This window comes from bacterium (Candidatus Blackallbacteria) CG13_big_fil_rev_8_21_14_2_50_49_14, from assembly GCA_002783405.1.
In the GTDB taxonomy this organism is placed as follows: domain Bacteria; phylum Cyanobacteriota; class Sericytochromatia; order UBA7694; family UBA7694.
This window is the reverse complement of the sequence record PFGG01000072.1, coordinates 27,687-46,640: the sequence shown is the minus strand read 5'-3', so window position 1 is coordinate 46,640 and position 18,954 is coordinate 27,687. Positions and strand designations below refer to the sequence as shown.

Annotated in this window: 17 protein-coding genes; 12 read left to right on the top strand and 5 right to left on the bottom strand. The window is 47.3% G+C overall.

From position 1 onward, the window contains the following. Nucleotides 1–18 precede the first annotated feature (18 nt). From COW20_20180 to COW20_20155, 6 genes are all read left to right on the top strand, one after another. A complete protein-coding gene (locus COW20_20180) occupies nt 19–1,371 on the top strand; it encodes a hypothetical protein (protein PIW45451.1) in 1,353 nt (450 codons plus the stop codon). Then, nucleotides 1,368–2,150: a hypothetical protein gene (locus COW20_20175; protein ID PIW45450.1), complete on the top strand. Its 783-nt coding sequence runs from the start codon at nt 1,368–1,370 to the stop codon at nt 2,148–2,150. The genes COW20_20180 and COW20_20175 overlap by 4 nt, the downstream gene beginning before the upstream one ends. Nucleotides 2,151–2,244: 94 nt before the next feature. Next, a complete protein-coding gene (locus tag COW20_20170; protein ID PIW45449.1) occupies nt 2,245–2,805 on the top strand; it encodes an NADPH-dependent FMN reductase in 561 nt (186 codons plus the stop codon). A gap of 132 nt (nt 2,806–2,937) precedes the next feature. Beyond that, nucleotides 2,938–4,185, top strand: coding sequence for a hypothetical protein (locus COW20_20165; GenBank protein ID PIW45448.1), 1,248 nt, complete (start codon nt 2,938–2,940; stop codon nt 4,183–4,185). A gap of 77 nt (nt 4,186–4,262) precedes the next feature. After that, complete coding sequence (locus COW20_20160) at nt 4,263–5,582, top strand: hypothetical protein (protein PIW45447.1); 1,320 nt, start codon at nt 4,263–4,265, stop codon at nt 5,580–5,582. After that, a complete protein-coding gene (locus tag COW20_20155; GenBank protein ID PIW45446.1) occupies nt 5,518–6,471 on the top strand; it encodes a 3'(2'),5'-bisphosphate nucleotidase CysQ in 954 nt (317 codons plus the stop codon). Before COW20_20160 ends, COW20_20155 begins: the two co-directional genes overlap by 65 nt. A gap of 2 nt (nt 6,472–6,473) precedes the next feature. Here COW20_20155 and COW20_20150 read toward each other — a convergent pair whose 3' ends face one another. The 4 genes from COW20_20150 to COW20_20135 all read right to left on the bottom strand — a co-directional run bounded on the left by COW20_20150 (nt 6,474) and on the right by COW20_20135 (nt 9,815). Then, entirely contained in the window at nt 6,474–7,226 is a 753-nt protein-coding gene (locus COW20_20150; GenBank protein ID PIW45445.1) for an enoyl-CoA hydratase, read from the bottom strand. Continuing rightward, entirely contained in the window at nt 7,219–8,289 is a 1,071-nt protein-coding gene (locus COW20_20145; GenBank protein ID PIW45444.1) for a hypothetical protein, read from the bottom strand. The genes COW20_20150 and COW20_20145 overlap by 8 nt, the downstream gene beginning before the upstream one ends. 218 nt (nt 8,290–8,507) lie before the next feature. Further along, nucleotides 8,508–9,017 carry a hypothetical protein gene (locus COW20_20140; protein PIW45443.1) on the bottom strand — a complete coding sequence of 170 codons (510 nt, stop codon included), beginning with the start codon at nt 9,015–9,017 and terminating at the stop codon, nt 8,508–8,510. Between the two features lie 234 nt (nt 9,018–9,251). Continuing rightward, complete coding sequence (locus tag COW20_20135; GenBank protein PIW45442.1) at nt 9,252–9,815, bottom strand: hypothetical protein; 564 nt, start codon at nt 9,813–9,815, stop codon at nt 9,252–9,254. Between the two features lie 255 nt (nt 9,816–10,070). Between COW20_20135 and COW20_20130 the strand changes: the two genes are divergently transcribed. The 6 genes from COW20_20130 (at nt 10,071) to COW20_20105 (ending at nt 18,246) form a co-directional block, all read left to right on the top strand. After that, a complete protein-coding gene (locus COW20_20130; GenBank protein PIW45441.1) occupies nt 10,071–10,784 on the top strand; it encodes a peptidase M50 in 714 nt (237 codons plus the stop codon). A gap of 40 nt (nt 10,785–10,824) precedes the next feature. Continuing rightward, nucleotides 10,825–11,307 (top strand): hypothetical protein, encoded by a 483-nt coding sequence (locus tag COW20_20125; protein ID PIW45440.1) that lies wholly within the window; start codon nt 10,825–10,827, stop codon nt 11,305–11,307. A gap of 125 nt (nt 11,308–11,432) precedes the next feature. After that, nucleotides 11,433–12,203 (top strand): hydroxyacylglutathione hydrolase, encoded by a 771-nt coding sequence (gene gloB, locus COW20_20120; protein PIW45439.1) that lies wholly within the window; start codon nt 11,433–11,435, stop codon nt 12,201–12,203. Further along, on the top strand, nt 12,204–14,639 hold the full coding sequence (locus COW20_20115; GenBank protein PIW45438.1) for a hypothetical protein: 2,436 nt from the start codon (nt 12,204–12,206) through the stop codon (nt 14,637–14,639). It begins immediately after the preceding gene. Between the two features lie 105 nt (nt 14,640–14,744). Further along, a complete protein-coding gene (locus tag COW20_20110) occupies nt 14,745–15,554 on the top strand; it encodes a hypothetical protein (protein PIW45437.1) in 810 nt (269 codons plus the stop codon). 1 nt (nt 15,555) lies between these two features. After that, nucleotides 15,556–18,246 (top strand): ATPase, encoded by a 2,691-nt coding sequence (locus COW20_20105; GenBank protein ID PIW45436.1) that lies wholly within the window; start codon nt 15,556–15,558, stop codon nt 18,244–18,246. Here COW20_20105 and COW20_20100 read toward each other — a convergent pair. Continuing rightward, nucleotides 18,243–18,773: a hypothetical protein gene (locus COW20_20100; protein PIW45435.1), complete on the bottom strand. Its 531-nt coding sequence runs from the start codon at nt 18,771–18,773 to the stop codon at nt 18,243–18,245. The two genes, COW20_20105 and COW20_20100, sit on opposite strands and share 4 nt — an antisense overlap. Nucleotides 18,774–18,954 lie beyond the last annotated feature (181 nt).

Here is an 18,954-nt window from a genome sequence, read left to right as displayed (position 1 = left end):
CTTTGCTAAAATGAGGCTATGAAAGCCAATTCTCTTTCTACTCGACAGCTTCATCTCGAAGATCTGCTCGCACTTTTGCCCTGGATTCCTGCAGGCCCTGTTGTGGATATTGGTTGTGGTATGGGGCATTTCGGAGCCGCGATGGCTGCCTGGGGACTGCCAGTAACAGCCTTGGATGTGGATGCAGAGGCCATTCAGTCTGCACGCAAACGCTATGGAGAACAAGCTCTGTGGCTCCATGAAGACATTCGCAGCCACCGACTCAATCGAGAAAGTCAGGCAGCGATCTTTTGTTTAAATGTTTTTCCCTATATTCCGCATGGTGAGCGGGCCCGCTTAATTGGGCGTTTTAAAGCTGCGATCAAACCTGGGGGGCTGCTTGTTCTTTCTGGGTTTACAGAGCAGGATCCGTCTGCTGAAGAAAGATGGGCGACCTCGATCAACCGTCTCGACCAGCGCCCCACAGGGGTTTTGCAGTTGGGAGAACTGTATGAAAGAATGCAGGGTTGGGATATTTTGTTTTATTTTGAAGGCTGGGTGGCTGAAGCCCATGCTTCAGAAGGGGTAGAACGTCACCATATCAGCCAGATTATTGCGCGCAAGCCACGTTCCAAATCCGCCGCTTTTGATTTAAAGGATTTGCCAGTTTTGGGGGCAGGAATGCTCTGGAAGGAAGAAACCAGAGATTCTTTGCTGATTCAAAAGGCCGATTATTTTGAATTGGAGTTTGAATATTGGTTGGAGCCCGCTGAAGACCAAAATCTTCTGCGGATATGCCACCAGCACCCCTGTCTGATTCGTGTTTCGGGTTTGGGTGCACCTTTGCAGAGTGCCATACCTGATCTGCTGCGACTTTTGGAGCGTTGCCAGAGCCCCTGGTGGGTGCTTCCTCTGGCGCTTTGGAGTTATCAGGCCGGTATCAGTCTGCCTTTGCCTCCTGGTCAAAGTGTTTGGGAAGATGTGCTTCAGAAAATTCTGGAATTGCGTTCTTGTCTGCCAGTGCCCATGGTGCTTGAGAACAGTTTGGTTTCTTTTTCTTTGGGTTTGGCTGAAAGTGAATTAATGACTCGCTTGGCAGAAAGCTGTGATTGTGGCGTGTCTTTAGATCTCGGCGTGCTGTGTGAGTCGGCAGTGCAACAGGGTTTTTCACCCGGGGAGTGGCTCAGACCGATTACCGCAGAACGGGTCGTTTCATTGAAATTACCTGGCAGTTTTTCGCATCCGCATTATGCTGAAGCCTGGCGCTTGGCACGTCAGATTTTGGCGCAAACCCAAATAAAAGCACTGCTCATTGACGCAGATCCCTTGGAGCAGGGTTTGAATACGCCTTTGGATCAGGCGCGAAGATGGCTGAAGGAGTCTCGCTCATGAATGGTTTGAGTGCTTGGGAACAGGTCTGGGAGGAATGGTTTATCGAAACCCGTATGACAGACTTGCCCACCGCTTCCGTCAGTCATTTACCGGCCTGTGTGCCTTCCGAGCGTGAGCTCTGGTTGCAAAGTGCACGTTTCTCGCTTCAGCAGAAACTGAGATCCCATATCCCTGTCAGAATTGTAAACCTATTGGGCCCTGAATACCTTGAGGAACTCTTGCTGCAAATGCCGCGAACAGTGATTGCCCACAGTTTGGGGCCTTCCTTCAGCTTGGCTTTGCTCTTGCAATTAAATGAGCAGATTCAGCAGGAAGGGCTTCTCATTCCCCATCTTTCGCAGGTTCTGAATTTTGAAATTGCACTCTTGCAGCGGGTGTTTTACCGTTTGCCACCTCTTTTTCCCGCAGAATTTCAGCCCCTCCTCAGTGATTGGGTCTGTTTGATATCTGGGGGGCCCTTTTTTATCGACATCCTGGAATGGCTGCGTTTGGGCCAGCCCCTTCCGGCATGTTCGGAACTGCCCTTGCAGGATTACCTCTTGATACGCGATATGGCGGGTTCCCGTTTGGAAGCCCTGCCCTCAGACGTGGCTGAATGTTTGAAAAGATGCAATGGAAAAAGTGCCTGGGAAGAAATTGTGGCTGAGGTCTTAAATGAAACTTCTGATCCCCAATTGGGAGCTGCCGCTTTAAAGGATTGGGGAAACTATTTGATTAAACGGGGAATTCTCAAGGTCTCAGCAGAGCACGAGTTGCGTATGCTTATCAATGATAGATGATAACTTATTTTTATTGTTTTGATTATTTTTATTCAGTATTATTTATGGAGTTCTCCGTTTAAACTGAAATCAGTTCAGTTTATCGGAGGCACCCATGAAAAAGATTCTCGCCTTAGCAGGCAGCAATAGCCAAAGCTCAATTCACCGTCAATTACTTGAGATCGCCGCAAAAAACATCCACGCCGATGTAACCATTCAAGATCTCTCTCGCTTTGACAATATACCCATTTACAATCCAGATCGACAGAAAGCCCAGGGGTTTCCCCCCGAAATTGAAGCATTTTTTCAAGAACTTCAAAGCTATGATGGTATTCTTTTGGCTTCGCCAGAATACAATGGCTCAATACCTGCGGCCTTAAAAAATCTGATCGATTGGCTTTCACGTATTCAGATGCGGTTTTTTTCTGAAAAGCCCTTGTTGCTGATGAGCACCTCTCCTGGTCCCAATGGGGGCAAAACCAATCTCACCCAAATGGCCACTTTGGTGCCTTGGTGGGGGGCGCAATTGGTGGGAACTTACAGTTTGGGGCGGTATTTTGAGGTCTTAGATCCTGAAAACATGCGCTTGAATGGGCTTGAAGAATCCCGCTTGAGCCAGGCTTTGGAAAAGTTTATGCAAGCCTTGGAGTCTACCTCAATCGAAAAAGTCGCTTGAATTGAATTTGCCAAGGGCATGAAAAGCCACTGACAAGGCTGAAAATTTTCAAGATTATTTCAAAAAAAAGCAGAACGAAAAAGTAAAAAATATGTTATAATCTGGTTAATTTAAATCCCTTTGAGGTTATCCATGCACCTTTCCAAGCTCAAACTTTGGCATTTGCCCTTGGCAGCAATCCTTTCTCTGAGCGCATGTAGCGCCCCCTTAAATCTCAGTTCAGCCCTCAATAGCTCTTCCCCGGCGCGTTTTCAAGCGGCAGCATCCAGTCAGCCCCGTGTGGTCAGACTTTTTTGGCGTAGCCCCGCTGAACTGGCTGAACTCGCAGGTGCAGGTTTGGATCTCTTTGGCATTGAAACTGCGCAAAAAACAGCTTTGGCGCGGATTACCCCTGCACAAATGCTTGAATTGAATCAGCGTCAGGTGCGCTATGAAGCCAGCATGGAGCGCAGTATGGGGGAAGGGCGTCAACCGCTTCCCAGTGGCTACCGGACCTATGCCCAAATGCGTCAGCAATTACAGGAATTGGCTGCAAAATATCCACAATTGGTGCAATTGGAAGATGCAGGAGATACCTGGGAGAAAACCCAAGGAAAATCTGATCATGATATTTGGGCAGTAACGCTCACCAATCGTCAAAACCGGGCCCCCAAACCCGTCACGATGTTTACAGGGGGCGTGCATGCGCGCGAATTGGCCCCCGTAGAATTGCTGATGAAACTCATGGATCTTTTAACTTCCGAGTACGGCAAAGACCCCAAAATTACTGAATTGTTGAATACCCATGAAGTGTTTATTCTGCCCATGGTCAACGTGGATGGACGTGTTGAAGTTGAAAAAGGGGATTCCTGGCAGCGCAAAAATACCCATGGAACCGGGATCGACCTGAATCGTAATTTTGATAACCACTGGAATTATCAGGGGTTGAATGTGCCCGACAGCTGGAAACGTGGTTTGTCAGATCCCAATGGTGAAATTTACAGTGGTGCAGCCCCTGCCTCAGAGCCTGAAACCCAGGTGGTTCAGGCCATGATGGCGCGTAAAAAACCTGCTATTTTCGCAGATATTCATGCCTATGGTGAAATGATGCTTTGGCCTTTTGGATACAGTGCTGAGGATGTTCCCCATACCCCAATCTTCAAAAAGCTTTACCAGGAAACTGTTAAAAACCTGGGCTTTAAAGGTGGAACCAGCACGCAGATTTTGTATCCCACGACGGCTACGACCCGTGATTATGCCTATGGCAAGCATGGCGCGCTTTCAATGACCCTTGAAGTGGGGCAGACTTTCCGGCCCAGCTTTTCTGAAATGGAGCGGATCTGGGTGAGCCTGCGTCCTACTTTCCTGCGTTTAATTGAGGCTGGCGGTGAATTTCAGTAATTCACGCTCTGTTTTGAAAAATAACCAGTTTCTGGCTTATAATTAAAGAATATAAAAGGGGTTTGAGAATTTTGAAAATGAAACTACGCAGTTTATTCGTACTCTCAGCTTTGGCAACCTTGAATGCTTGTCAGAGTACTTTTTCAGACCTCTCTGCCCGATTTCAGCAGAGCCCTAGAGCCATTTATCAGACAGCCTCTAAAACCAAACTGCGCAGTACCATGACACGTGATCCCTTGCCGCTTATTCAAAAATACCATCTGGAATTGCAGAAACGCGCTCCTGAATGGGTTCGTTTGAAATATGAGGCCATGTCAGAATCACCCTTTGCCTTTTACAGAGCAACCGCTTTTCTATTTGATTATGATATGGCGCGGGAAACCGCTTTGGCCAGTCCAACCCGGATTTGGATTCAAGGTGATTTTCATCTCGAAAATATGGGAACCTATAAAACCTCCCGTAACCGCTTTGCCTATGATTTAAATGATTTTGATGAGGCTACTCAGGCACCCTATACCTGGGAATTGGCCCGCCAGGCTGTCAGTATTCAACTCGCTGCTGATGAAAATGGCTTTAAAGGTTCAGAGCGCGAAGCCTTGGTTGGCTTTTTTCTTGAACGCTATTTGTTTCATTTGCAGGCCTTATCGCGTCAACCTGCGCTCTTGGCGCAGCCCTTGGATCAACGGTATTTGACCGAAAAACCGGCCAAACAGGTTGAACAGGCCGCCAATTTCAACCGCGCTGAATATTTGAGTGAAATGACGCGTGCCGGACGTTTTATTCCCTCAGACAAAATCTTGCCCATTTCTCCAGCGATTCAGCAGGAAGTGGCAGCTGCGCTCACGCTCTATGCGCGAACACGCCGTGAGGGCGCAGCATTTTTTCGTTTGAAAGATGCGGCTGCACGGGTCGCTGGCAAGGGCAGCCTTGGGCGTTACCGCTATATTGTTTTGGTTGAAGGTGCTTCTGCCAGTCCCCAAGATGATATTATTCTTGAGTTTAAGGAAGCGGCTTCGCCTTCTACTGAGGCCTTTGCTGTTTCTCGGGGAGATCAGTCCGCTCGCATTCTTCAGGCTTTTCGCTATTTCTTACCTGAGGCGGATCCCTTCTTAGGGGTCAGCAAAGTACACAATCTCAGTGTTTATGTCCGAGAATTGCTGCCCAAAGAAACCGTCAATCTCGAAAAACTGAACAAGAATAAAGAGTTTCAAGACTTTTTGGACAGTGTGGCCTTGATTGGGGCCAGAGCGCATGCCCGAAGCGGCCAAGCCGCTCGCATACTGGCTGAAAGTAAGACCTGGTTGCCGCTTTTACCTGCTTGGTCTGATCAATATGCTGGCTTGGTTTCCTCTGACTGGGAAACCTTTGTTCAGGCTGTTCGTTCGCGGCGTCTTTGAATTTATGCCGACCACTACAGCCTATCAACGGGAACTTGACTTAACGCGAGAGATTGCCCGTGAGGCTGGTCAGATCATTCTCACCCATTATGATACCGATTATGCCATTCAGATGAAAGCAGGCCAGGAACCTGTCACGATTGCAGATAAAACTTCAAGTCAATATATCGTTTCTGCTTTAGAAAAGGCTTTTCCCAAAGATCTGGTCGTTTCTGAAGAAAGCAGTTTGCCTTCAGGCTTAGAATCCCATTCCCGCATTTGGATTATTGATCCCATGGATGGCACCAAAGAATTTATCAATCACAATGGCGAATTTTCGGTCATGATTGGCATGATTGAAGAGGGCCGGCCGGTGGTCGGGGTGGTTTATCAGCCCGTAACAGGTTATATGTATTGGGCTGCGAAAGGGCAAGGCTCCTATTCTCGCCGTGATCAGCAGATTCAAAGCATGCAAACCTCTGTCAATACAGATTTTGCAAAAATCAAAATTGCAGCCAGTCGTTCACATTTGACCGATGAACTTCTAGAAATTTATCAGGCTTTGGGAATTCAGGAAATCATCCGATCGGGAAGTGTGGGCTTAAAATTGGCGATGATCGCCCGACAAACCTGTGATATTTATTTAAATCTTTCAGGCATGACTTCCTGTTGGGATACCTGTGCCCCTGAAATCATTCTGACGGAAGCAGGCGGGCAGGTCACCAATCTTTCGGGTGAGCCCTTGGATTATAGCTTTCGCCAACTTAAAAACAGTGATGGAGTGGTGGCTTCAAATGGTGTGGTTCACGCCCAACTTTTGGAAAAAATTCAAACCATTTTAGAAGGCCATTATCAAGCAGAAATCGCTTCAGTGGATGCCGAAGAGGGCGATGAGGATCTCGCGCCTTAATTTTATTTCTTGAGAAATTTTTCGAGAATCTGGCGTGTGCGTGGATCCTCAAGACATTGGATGAGTGCTTCTTCCTGCGTTAAATACCCTACGGCATGCCCTTCCTCTAAGGTGCGGTTGACAATCCGTTTGACCCAATGAATCGCGTGGGCTGGGGCCACCATGATTTCTTGGGCCAAATCATAGGCCGCTTTCAGCAATTGTCCCTGCTCAACGACTTTATTCACCAAGCCCACGGCTTCTGCTTCACTTGCAGAAAATACGCGGCCTGTATACAGCAGTTCTTTTGCCCTGACAGGGCCGATGGCCTGCAAAAGGTGTTGAATATTGCCAAAGGGCGGAGTCAGCCCATTGCGAACTGCCAATTGTCCAATGCGGGCATGTTCTGACATAATTCTCAATTCACAGGCCATGGCCAGTGAAAAACCTGCTCCTAAAGCATAGCCGTTGATGGCTGCAATTACAGGGGTGGGGAAATGAAACAGCAATTCAATCAATTCCTGGCCCCGTTCAACATAGAAGGGAATATGCGTGAGTTCAAGCAATTCGCCAATATCTGCCCCAGCGCAGAAAGATTTGGCTTCTCCACCGGTAAGCACCAAGACTCTGAGTTCAGGATCCTGTTTTAAATTTTTTAATTCATCAATCAAGGCGTCAATCGTGGAGGTATGTAAGAGATTCAGTTCCCGTTCGCAGCGCAAAGTCAGGGTCGTGATCGGGCCAGATGTTTTGTCGATCCAGGTGGGTTCAGTCAATCCAAGGTTCTTCTTTCATTGTGTGATGTGGCAAACGACCTTGCCGCTGAAATTCAAGTACGGCTTCTAAAAGGCGACGCATATGTTTTTCTGCCTCTGAACGCTTTCGGGGGGGCAAAGAGGCTTTATACTCTTGTACCATATCCGCACGCCGTTGGGAAAGATGTGAAAGAAGTTTAAGTTGTAATTTGGGGGTCGCCAATTTTAAACTCCAGGCCAGGCATTGATCGTCCATTCCTGCCAAGAGCTGTGAAAAAGCAGGGCCTGAGAAGCTGTTGAGGTCTTCAAGACTCAGCATTTCTTCACGAATCCGGTGTTCAAGTTCTGGGGCGATATCGCCTAAAGACTCCAAAACTCTTTCCCGACGGTTGATATTTAAATGCCCCAAACTTTTTGCAAGTGTTTTTCGACCTTGTATGGCAACGGTTTGGCTTCTTTTTTGATATTTTTGAAGGAGTGTTTGATCTAAGATTTCAAGGATTTCTTGGTTGAGTGGGTGCTTTTGAGCGATTTGCAAGGCCAGAGCTTCTTGAATCTTGGGGAGCTGTTGCGATAAAAAACTGGCTGCTTGTTCTGGTCTTAGACAAACGAGAACGGCGGCTTGAAGCGTAATCGACTCTGGCTCAAGCAGTTCCAGCAAATCCTGGTTTGAAATTTTGTGCATCCAGTGAAAATAAGGCAAAGCAGGGGTCTGAATTTTTTTTAAAATATCTTCAGCTTTTCCAGGTGTAAAGCTGAGATCGAGCATCTCTCTTGCTATCTGTTTTCCGCCTTGGATCAGGGGGTTGTGAACACTGTGCTCCAGCTCATCCAAAACAGCCAGGCGTAAGGCGGGGTCTAAATCTCCCTGTGTTTTTAAGGCTTGAATAATTTTTTCAACCTCTGCGCTTTTCAGGCGCGCCAAAATAGGTGCGGCTGTGGCTTGTCCCACAGCCCTTAAAAATACAGCAGCTTTTTCTGCTGAACTCAGTTCTTGTGTTAGGCAACGGGAAAGAAACCCACTTTCAAACAATTCCAGCAGAGAGTGGGTTTCCAACCAATGATGAAAGCTATCCCAGTTCATAATCCCTCAAACAAATCATAGCATGGGGCTGACTGTGTTATGCTGTGCGCAAAAAATAGAGGGGAACGGATTCAAAACCATGCCAAGTCATTCCGGTGATTGAGCAGATTGGCGGGAGGAGTCTGAGATGTTTTTTGGCGAAAATGGTGCTGTCTGAGCAAGAAGCCTAAAACGAAAAGACCCGGCTTTTGCCGGGCCTTTAAGTGAAAAATTTCAGATTATTCGCTGACAGCTTCACCGATACCACGGCCGATCACAGGATAATGCTCTGTTAAAGGGGCCGTCATACGGGGAATTCGCAGGCGTCTGTTTTCTGAGGCAGTTTCGACCAGGGTGAACATTCTGCTGAGCGCATCCTGTTCCTGGTCGCTTAAACCTTGGCGTCCACGGTGGGTTAAAAGACCTTCTTTGAGGGCTTCTAATTCTGTGCTGCGCAAACGCCGCAATTGGGCTGCAAAACGTTGAAGAGCCAGTTTGGATACCAGGGGATGATTATTGCGTAAATCCGCAAGTGTATCCTCAACCAGGGCATCTGTGACTGGATGATAGAGTTCATTCGTTTTGGGTTCAAGCTGCATTTGCTGGTGTATTGGGTGCTGATCCGGTTCTGCTGAGATGAGTCGCTCAGGTCCGGACTCAGACCGACGGACAGCCAAACCTGTAACAGAGCCCGAAGTGGGTTCACAGGGCATGACCTGATGGGCATGGGTATAGACTTTGAGATTCATGGATCGTTTCCTCTTTTACACTCTAAGGTTAACCTTACATTAACCGATATCTTAAATATAGCGCTATTTTCATCAAAATGAAGCATTATTACATATATAAAACAAACAATTAACGTTTATTTAATATGATTTGTTCTTCCCAAAAGACAGAGAAATTCAGACAAAAGTTCCCAATAAAAAAGCCCGGCAAGCCGGGCGGAAGGTAATGGAGAGAATTAGAAAAAGTCTGAATTCTTAATTGGCAGCTTGAGCCAGGTCAGAAAATGGAATCACAGTGTCTTTAAAGCGACGATTGGGGTGTGCGGGTTGTGGCATGGGATATTCAAAGCCAGGATCAATGGGGAAAGGTTTGGGCATGGGACGAGAAGGACTTAAGCGATTTTCTGAGGCTGCATCGGCAAGCTTGTACATTTTCATAAGGGCGTCGCGGTCTGATTGTGAGCTTTTGGGACTCGCCATTTTTGCAACAATCACGTCTTTAACATCATCCAATTCACCGGGGGTCATGCTTCTTAATTCAGCACTGAATTCATGCAGTGCAAATTTTGAGGCCATGGGGTTGTTGTTGCGCATTTCAGAAAGGGTTTCGTTGACCAGGGCTTTGGCATCTTGGTGAAAGAAACCGAAAGAAGGAGCTTCAATTTTTCCGCCAATCGAGCTGGAAATATGCGAATCAATGCATTTAGCGACCTGAGAGGGTTGATCGAGGGAGTTGATTTCCTGTGTGCATTTTTGAGCGGGACGTGCAATTGTTGCGATACCCTGGCCAGAAATTCCTTCAGGACGTTTGATTTGCATAGAATTTTCCCTCTTTAAACGATTTGTTAACTATATTTTAACTATAGGCGCTTGTTTTCTCTTTCTGGCGTTCTAAAACAAAGCTCAAAAATGTATTTAATAAGCTCTTAATAAATAAGCTAAATTTTCAAGATTATAATAAATCGAGAATAAATGAGGCAGAATGACCCGGTGTTTACTTCAACCTGTGAAGAACCAGCCTGTGCTAAAATCATCACATGAAAACTTTGGGTTTGCCGGAAAAAGGTCAATAACATGAATTTGGATGAAAGTGCTGATCATTCACGCAAGGCTGCCATTCGTTGGCTTTTGGTTTCTGCTCTATTGACTGTTTTTCTATGGCAGATCCCCTTTGGAAATTATTTGCTTTATCCCTTTACGATTTTGGCAACCTGGTTTCATGAAATGGGCCATGGCATGACTGCGCTGCTTTTGGGGGGCAAATTTCACAGCCTTTTGATTTATCCGAACGGTTCAGGGATCGCCACCCATTCAGGCGGCCCGCTCTTTGCAACACCCTTTGTCTCTGCTGGTGGTTTATTGGGACCGCCGATTGCAGGCGCATTTTTTATTTTGGCGGGAAGTAAAAGACAAACTTCGCGCATGGTTTTAAGTGGATTGGGATTGGCGCTGTTGCTATCCACCCTGATTTGGGTGCGCACGCCTTTTGGCTGGGTGATTTTGCCCTTGTTGGGGGCAGCTCTCCTCTTGACCTCTGCCAAAGGGGGAGAAGACCTACAGCAGATGGGGGTTCAGTTTTTGGGAGTTCAAGCCTGTATCGGCACTTTCAGACAATTGGACTATTTATTTATGAACAGAATCAATCTGGGCGGCAGGGCCATGTATTCAGATACAGGCCAAATTGCGCAATATTTCTTGCTTCCTTACTGGTTTTGGGGCAGTCTGATTGCTGTGCTTTCATTTGTGCTCTTATTGGGAAGTGTGAAGCTGGCCTACGGAAAAAATTGAGGGCTTGAAATGGATTTGAATTGTGATGTAGAATACAATTATGCATACAGTTCAACACAGTTACCGCGATGATTTCTGTGAAGACGAAGCCCCCCATTCAAAAACGGGCGTGCTTGAGCACGAGCGCATGCCTTGGGAGCATGAAAACCCAAGCGCTGAAGACCTTGAATTCCGTCTGCATGAAACTGAAGAACGCATCCTCATGGGGCAAGCTTTAATCGCTGCCTATCGAGAAGCCCATCAAGGGGCCGATAATTTACGCTATTTACGACAGATGCAGAAATTGCGCCGAGAGCAGGCGCGTTTGCTTCAGGCACTTGAAGAGGCGCGAAAGCAACCCCTGGATTTTCAGGCCGGATTGAAAAAACGTGCACAAACAGCCTTTCAACAATTGGTAGAAATGACTTTGCGACGTGAATTTGATACGCCTCGCTATTTCGAACAGGAAGAAATTGTTCGCCGTTATTTGCGAGAGTATGAAGAGGGCTTCGAATGGATTGACAGCTACGCGCTGCAGCTCTGAACATTTGTTTTAATTTAGTTTGCATGTCGCAAATCTTGTTCTCGGCATTGCTCTGATCGCATATGCTGGGCAATGCTGCAAGGCTTTGAATCCGCTATAATGATCTCAAAAAATGGTAAAATCCGATGCAGATCATTCCGGTTCCCTGTTTAAAAGATAATTTTGCCTATCTGATTCTCAATCAGCATTCAGAAGCTTTGATGGTGGATCCTTCTGAGTCTCAGCCATTGATTGATGCCTTGGCGCAATACCAGGCGCGTCCCCTTGCTATTTTAAATACGCATCACCATTGGGATCATACGGGGGGCAATGCGGGTTTACTTGAGGTTTTTCCTGAGCTTGAAGTCTATGCTCATGCTTCGGATCAGGGCCGAATCCCTGGACAGACCCATTTTTTGGAAGGGGGAGATCTCTTTCAACTGGCTGGATTCAATTTTCGTGTGCTGTTTAATCCTGGGCATACGCTGGGGGCCGTTTCCTATGCGGTAGGCCAAGCTTTGTTTACGGGGGATACACTTTTTGCTGCAGGTTGCGGGCGAATTTTTGAAGGAACGCCTGCTCAAATGTATCATTCTCTCAATCAAATCATTGGTGCCTGTCCTTTAGAAACTGAATTGTATTTTGGACATGAGTACACCACCCACAATCTTGAATTTGCACTGGAAGTAGAACCTTTAAATTCAGATATTCAGGCCAGACTTGAAGCGACGCGCGCTGCGCGTCAGCAGGGACACTTTTCAACTCCTTCCACGTTGCGCCTTGAACGCAAAACCAACCCATTTTTGCGTTGCGAGGAGCCTGCTGTGATCGCGTTTACTGAGTCTGTTGAGCCGGGACGCCCACATACCCCTGAAGATATTTTCAGAGTCTTACGCGCCGTCAAGGATCGTTTTTAGATGCCATCCCAAGGCCCAGCCCATCTGCATTGGCAAGCGGCTCAAAAAAACTGGGCAGAGGGGCGTTTAGAACAGGCTGAACAGCATTTGCAAAAACTGCTGACTTATCGTCCTGATTCTCCGCCTGCACTGGCACTTTTGGGGGAAATTGCCCAGGCCCGACATGCCTGGAAAATCGCCCGAACTTATTATGAAAAAGCACATGAACGCGATCCAGGGCATCCGCACTATGTGCATTTATTAGCGGAATGGTTCACGCTGCGAAATGCGCCAGAACAGGCAGAAAAGATCCTTGCTGATTTTCTGAGTAAAAATCAGCAATACCCCGATTTATGGGTGGAATATGCTGCTATTTTGGGCAACCAGGGCAAGCTGGAAGAAGCAAAATCAAAATTGGAAGACTGTCTCAAGTTATATGCTTCTCAATTAGATGCCTGGTTGCTTTTGGGAAACTTAAACCTGGAATTGGGGCAATTTGAGGCTTCTGAAAAATGCTATCAAGAAATTCTGGCCCGTCAGCCTGCTTTGCCTGAAACTCAGCGCAGATTGGGGCTGCTCTACCTACACCTGGGCCAATATGCCAAAGCCCAGGCAGGGTTTGAAAAAGCACTGGAACTCAACCGCAATGATGCTGAAACCTGGAATAATTTAGGCACTTGCTTGTTGATGGCTTCTCAAACGCCACAAGACACAGCAATTGCGATTCGGGCTTTTTTACAAGGGCTGGCTAGAGATTCACGCAATGCACACATCATGAACAATATTGGCTTGGGGTTTTATCAACTGAAATTTTACCCAGAAAGCCTGTTTTATTTTGACCAAGCGCGGATTATAGACCCCCAGTTACATCAAGGGGATTTTGAAATAGGTCTTTATTTGGCCAGAACAGGCAAGGCAGACTTTGCCAGAGAATATTTAAAAAACAGCATTCAATATTGTGATGAGCCACAAGAAAATCAAGCCGAGGCACATACCTGGTTAGGCTATATGTATGCTCAGAAAGGGGAGCTTGTTCAGGCTGCCCAGCATTATCGAAAGGCAGAAGCACTTTGTCCAGGTCGTGGCGGAAATTGGCTGGCTCAGAGTCTTTTACCTGCTGTGCTAACTTCAGAGGCTGAGGGAGAGCAGATTGCCCAGGCGTATAGACAATCTATATCAGATTTACTGGCAAAAGATTTAACGCCCTTGGGCCAACTCCCGCTTGAAATGCCGGGGCAGTATTGGGCTTATCTGGGTTTTCAGGGCCGTGAGGAACAGGAACTTCAAGCGCAGCTCTGGGGCAAATTTTTAAGTCAGTTTCGTCAAAACAATCCTGGCAAACTTCGCCCACATCCCCCCTGGCGTATTGCTTTGGTGTCTCGCTATTTTCATAACCATGCGGTCATGGGGGTATTCTCTGGATTGATCTCAAGTCTGGCTGCTGAACCAGATTTTGAGCTGCATTTGTTTTCTGTGGGGCCAATCGGTGAGGATTCGATGCGAAGGCATTTAAAAAATTTAAACCTGAAATGGCATGGTTTAGAGGGAAAAGATATCAGTGAGATCCAGACCGCAATCATGGATCATGCTGTGGATCTGCTCATGTATCCTGAATTGGGCATGGACCCCCTGAGTTTTGCGCTGGCAAATTCCCGCTTGGCCCCTTGGCAGGTGGTGCTGGCAGGGCATCCGATCACCACAGGATTATCAACCATCGATGCCTTTATTTCAAGCCAGTGGCTTGAACCCCCTGATGCAGAAAGCCATTATTCTGAGTCGCTGGTTTGCCTGGAGGAGCTTTTGCCTGATTTTCCCTTTCCTGAGCTGCCAGCAGAACTGAAATCAAAAGCTGACTTGGGACTCGACCCTCAAAAGCATACCTATCTTTGCCCGATGACGCTCTTTAAAATCCACCCAGCAATGGATGCCGCCTTTGCAGGCATTCTGCAGGCCGATCCGCAGGCCGAAATCTTGCTCTATAAATTTCCCGAAGGTTCATTGCATGCTGGGCTGGAGCAAAAGCTTCAGCAGCGCTTTTTCGAGACTATTCCTGAGGCTGAGCGGATCAGATTCCTGACTTGGGCCAAGAAGCAGGATTTGCTTCAACAAATGGCTCAAGCTGAAGTGGTGCTTGATAGTTTTCCCTTTGGCGGAGGCAATACCAGTTACCTGACCCTGGCAACCGGAACTCCTTTGGTGACCCTCGTAAATCCTTATATGCGTGGTCGTTCGAGTACTGCTCTGTATCGGCGTATGGGGCTGGATACGGTTCCCGCTGAACAGGTTTCAGAGTATGTTCAAAAGGCTGTCCTTTGGGCGACAGATCCTGCTGAACGAGACAAGCTTCAGGCTGAAATTCTTGCACGTCGTGATGTTTTATTCAATAATTCTGCTGGCTCTCAGGCCTTGATCCGCTATCTGAAAAGCATTTTGCAAACCCAGCTTGAATCGAATTGATCTGTTTCAGGCCTTGCATTTTTTGCTTGATAAGGGTCAATGCAAGCGGGATGACTCTGAGTTACGCTTGAAAATAATCTTGTGTCCAGGCATATTAAAAATTCAATGAAAATTGCAGTTGCGTTAAACAGCCATTTAATTTCTGAACATGCAGCCCTCTATGCCCTGCGCTATGCCCACAGTTTGGGAATGGATCTAGAGCTTTTGCATGTCGAGAATGAACATGATGATTTGAATGAGGTTTTGAAGCGGGTTGCCCGTCTCGAGGTCGAGGCTGGCAAGTTGGGCATTCAGCTCAGCTTTCGAAAAGGCAAAGGTAAACCCGGCCCGACTTTGGTGCAAATGATTCAAAGTCACTATTATCATACGGTCTTTTGCTCTACGCGGGCCCACCCACCTGAATTATTCACGAATTCGGTTTCCCAGTATTTGGTGCGCATGCGCTTGCCTTCACAATTGGTGGTGGTGCGCATCAATCGTTTTAATACGGTGTATAACTGCGATCGCATTGGTATTTTTGGAGGCAAGGGTTTGCCTGATGTACATCAAATGGCCTTGGGAATTGGCTTGGCGTCTTCTTTTCAGGCGGAAATACTCTTGGGGAATGCTTTGCATCTCTCTCGGCGTGCTCTGCAAGGGCTTAATTTTCAGGAAACGCGTGAGATTTTGAGAAGTTCCGACCATGGTTACCGCTCATTGACGACATTGTGCCAATTAGCAGGTATCGCCTCTTCCATTGCCCATATCCCAAGAGGAGAAGATGCTCTTGCTTTTTTTCTCAGTCGCAAAATTTCGCTTTTGGTTCTTTCTTCGCGAAAACTGCCGCGTCCAACCCGACATTTAATGGCCGATCCCGTTGAAAACCTTTTTCATTTAAGCCCGGTCAATTGCATGATTCTCTATCCCAAGGTATAAGATGAAATTACACAGCTTACCAGCTCCCGAAGTCTTGAAACGTTTGGATACCCAAGCTGATGGTTTGAGTGAAACAACTGCGCACAGACGTTTTGAAGAGTTTGGCCCCAATAAGATTGCCAATCGTCCGCGTAAAAATTGGCTTCAAGCCTATTTTCGTCAATATCTGCAATTCTTTGCCCTGCTCCTGGAAGTTGCTTCAGTTCTGGCTTTTATCGCCAATTTCTATGAGCCGGGTCAGGGCAATGATGTTTTGGCTTGGGCCATCTTGGGTGCCGTCTTTGTAAATGCCAGTTTTTCTTTTTGGCAGGAGTTCAAGGCAGATCGGGCCATGGAGGCACTCTTGCGGCTCATGCCAGCCTTTAACCGCGTAATTCGGGGGGGAAGGCAGCAAAAGATTGATGCCAGCTTAATCGTGCCGGGAGATATTTTGCTTTTAGAAGAAGGAGATGCGATTCCTGCCGACGCCATTTTGATTGAAGCCCATGATTTACGCATCAATATGTCCACCCTGAACGGGGAGTCCATGCCCGCGAATCGGGTCTCAGAACCCGATCCGTGCGCGCGTGAGTTGGAAGCCCGCAATATTGTTTTTGCGGGTACCAGTGTCGTTTCAGGCAATGGGCGTGCTGTGGTTTTTGCTACCGGGGCTGCAACGGAATTTGGCAAAATTGCGACACTGACGCGAGATGTCAAAAAAAACATTTCTCCCATGCAACGCGAGATTATCGATATTACGCGTATTTTAACCAGTATTGCCTTTGCGATGGGCATTCTCTTCCTGATTTTGGGCTTGCTTTCTGGCAAGGGCTGGCTAACCGCTGCGATTTTTGCACTTTCCTTGATTGTTGCCAATGTTCCCGAAGGGCTTTTACCCACGATTACGCTCTCACTTTCCATGGCCAGTCAGCGCATGGCGAAGCGCAATGCCCTTGTCAAAAATTTGGATTCAGTTGAAACCTTGGGTTCTGCAACGGTGATTTGCACAGACAAAACGGGAACCTTAACCCGCAACGAAATGACAGTGCGTCATATCTGGCTCTCCTCTGGAGAGCTGATCAATTTAAGTGGCGAAGGCTATTTTCAAGCGGGAACCTGGGACAGCCAGGCTGTGACTGCCGATACCTTGGTGCGCCTTGAAGATTTGATTCGAGCCGCCGTCTTAAATTCTCATGCCCGAATTGAAGCCCAAACAGCCTTGGGAGATCCCACTGAACTGGCTTTGGTGGCCGCCAGTAAAAAAATTCCCCATTCGCTTGCTGGATTCACGCGGGTGGGTGAAATTCCCTTTACGAGTGAACGCAGGATGATGTCGACAGAAGTTGAATTTCAAGACAAAAAGATCCTGCTTTCAAAAGGGGCCCCTGAAGTGATTCTCAATCTATGCAGCCACCAGATGGTGGAAGGGGGACAATGCCTGCCTTTGGAACCCGCAGATCGTGAAAATATGATACAGGCTGCAGAACGTTTTGAAAGCCAAGCTTTTCGGGTTTTGGCTTTGGCTAAGGCTGAGGGCACAGAAGAAAAAAATCTCTGCCTTTTGGGGCTTGTGGCGATTATGGACTTGCCCCGTCCAGAGGTGGCGGGTGCGATTCAGAATTGTTATACCGCAGGCATACGTATTTTGATGATTACAGGAGATCATCCCCGTACTGCTGAGGCTGTTGCCCGGAAAATTGGCTTGCGTGTCGATCGGGTGATGACGGGTTCCGAATTGCGTGTGCTACCCGAAGAGGAATTGGCCCGGATCTTAAAATCTCAGGACATATTGTTTGCGCGTATGGAGAGCAGTCAAAAATTGTTGATTGCCTCTGTTCTGCAAAACAATGGGGAAATTGTAGCCATGACTGGAGATGGAGTCAACGATGCGCCCGCTTTGCGCAAAGCGGATATCGGCATTGCCATGGGCAAGGCCGGAACCGATGTTACCAAAGAAGCAGCGGACATGATCCTTCTGGATGATAATTTTAGATCGATCGTGGCTGCGATTGAAGAGGGGAGAACTGTTTATTTTAATATCAAAAAGTTTGTAACCTATCATTTGACTTCTAATATTCCTGAAATTTTGCCATATGTATTTTCTTTTTTCTTTAAAATACCGCTTCCGCTTTCTGTGATTCAAATTCTTTCGATTGATTTGGCTTCAGATTTGATCCCCGGTATTGCCTTGGGGTCTGAGCCCCCTGAAGCCAATATTATGAAAAGACCACCCGTGAATCGCCATGAAAAAATTCTGGATTGGGAGGTCTTTAAACGCGGCTATTTAATGAACGGCATGGTTGAAATCAGTGCTTCGATGTTTGGCTTTATTGGCTTTTTAATGCTTCACGGCTGGGTCTATGGCGATTTAAGCATCAACAATTCAATTCTGCATAAACAGGCCATGACCATGACGCTCTTGGGGGCGGTTACCTGTCAGATTTTCAATGCATTAAGCTTGCGATCCTATGAGTTCTCGGCTTGGAGTGTTGGCTTCTTTTCCAATCCCTACCTCTTGGGTGCCTTGAGCTTTGATCTTGTCTGGATTTGGATGCTCTTGAACCTGAAGCCGATACAATTTGTATTCAATACCGCCTATATCCCCTGGCAGGATCTCTGGCTCTTGCTGCCCTTTCCGATTCTGCTCTTTGCTTTGCACGAAAGCTACAAAGCCTGGCTGCGCAAAAAGAATAGAATTTTGCAAAGGGGCTAGGGGGTGGGGGCTTCGGATTGTTTTTTTTGATAGACCGAAGCTGCCAATCCACCCGCAAGACCTGCGAGAGCACCTGGAATGGCGATTGCCGCTGCACCCATCAATTTGCTGCCCCCCAGGGTGATACCCAGCAAAGCACCACTGCTGGCGCCAGCAACGGTTCCCGCTATCAGCCCGGCTGTGGAAGCAGAAACTTTCCCTTTTAACCAATGCTCGACAGCCAGGCCCGTGCCTATACCCGCTACCAAACCGGCTCCGCCACCAAAAGCAGCCCCCAGACCGATTCCTTTGGCAGAACTCAGCGGCAGCAATGCGCCGATACCTGCACCTGTGGCTGTGCCTACGACAGCTCCTACCAAACTGCTGGCGATCAAGGGGTGTTGATTGACTTGTATGATTGCGCTGGAGAGAAAAACCTGATCCTGCCCCAAAGGCAGATTTTCTTTGGGGGTTGGCGTGAGGGAGCTGGGGTGTGTCTGTGTTTTGAGGCTGAGAGGGGATGGGCGCGTAAGGGCCGAAATTTGCATCCGTTTTGCTCCAGTTCGTGATCTTTGAATGTATGTGTCTTAGTGAACTTATCGCTGAAAACAGAGATAAACTGCTAGAGCTTAAACTTAAGTTAAACAAATATAAATCAAATATTAAATTCTAAACTTTTGATGACAATCGCGATGCATTCAGCTTCTGAATTCTGACAAGATTCTCACG

Bases quoted from the DNA above. Each gene is read 5' to 3' on its own strand.
- COW20_20180 (PIW45451.1), top strand. From the start codon at position 19: ATGAAAGCCAATTCTCTTTCTACTCGACAGCTTCATCTCGAAGATCTG.
- COW20_20175 (PIW45450.1), top strand. From the start codon at position 1,368: ATGAATGGTTTGAGTGCTTGGGAACAGGTCTGGGAGGAATGGTTTATC.
- COW20_20170 (PIW45449.1), top strand. From the start codon at position 2,245: ATGAAAAAGATTCTCGCCTTAGCAGGCAGCAATAGCCAAAGCTCAATT.
- COW20_20165 (PIW45448.1), top strand. From the start codon at position 2,938: ATGCACCTTTCCAAGCTCAAACTTTGGCATTTGCCCTTGGCAGCAATC.
- COW20_20160 (PIW45447.1), top strand. From the start codon at position 4,263: ATGAAACTACGCAGTTTATTCGTACTCTCAGCTTTGGCAACCTTGAAT.
- COW20_20155 (PIW45446.1), top strand. From the start codon at position 5,518: ATGCTGGCTTGGTTTCCTCTGACTGGGAAACCTTTGTTCAGGCTGTTC.
- COW20_20145 (PIW45444.1), bottom strand. From the start codon at position 8,289: ATGAACTGGGATAGCTTTCATCATTGGTTGGAAACCCACTCTCTGCTG.
- COW20_20140 (PIW45443.1), bottom strand. From the start codon at position 9,017: ATGAATCTCAAAGTCTATACCCATGCCCATCAGGTCATGCCCTGTGAA.
- COW20_20135 (PIW45442.1), bottom strand. From the start codon at position 9,815: ATGCAAATCAAACGTCCTGAAGGAATTTCTGGCCAGGGTATCGCAACA.
- COW20_20130 (PIW45441.1), top strand. From the start codon at position 10,071: ATGAATTTGGATGAAAGTGCTGATCATTCACGCAAGGCTGCCATTCGT.
- COW20_20125 (PIW45440.1), top strand. From the start codon at position 10,825: ATGCATACAGTTCAACACAGTTACCGCGATGATTTCTGTGAAGACGAA.
- gloB (PIW45439.1), top strand. From the start codon at position 11,433: ATGCAGATCATTCCGGTTCCCTGTTTAAAAGATAATTTTGCCTATCTG.
- COW20_20115 (PIW45438.1), top strand. From the start codon at position 12,204: ATGCCATCCCAAGGCCCAGCCCATCTGCATTGGCAAGCGGCTCAAAAA.
- COW20_20110 (PIW45437.1), top strand. From the start codon at position 14,745: ATGAAAATTGCAGTTGCGTTAAACAGCCATTTAATTTCTGAACATGCA.
- COW20_20105 (PIW45436.1), top strand. From the start codon at position 15,556: ATGAAATTACACAGCTTACCAGCTCCCGAAGTCTTGAAACGTTTGGAT.
- COW20_20100 (PIW45435.1), bottom strand. From the start codon at position 18,773: ATGCAAATTTCGGCCCTTACGCGCCCATCCCCTCTCAGCCTCAAAACA.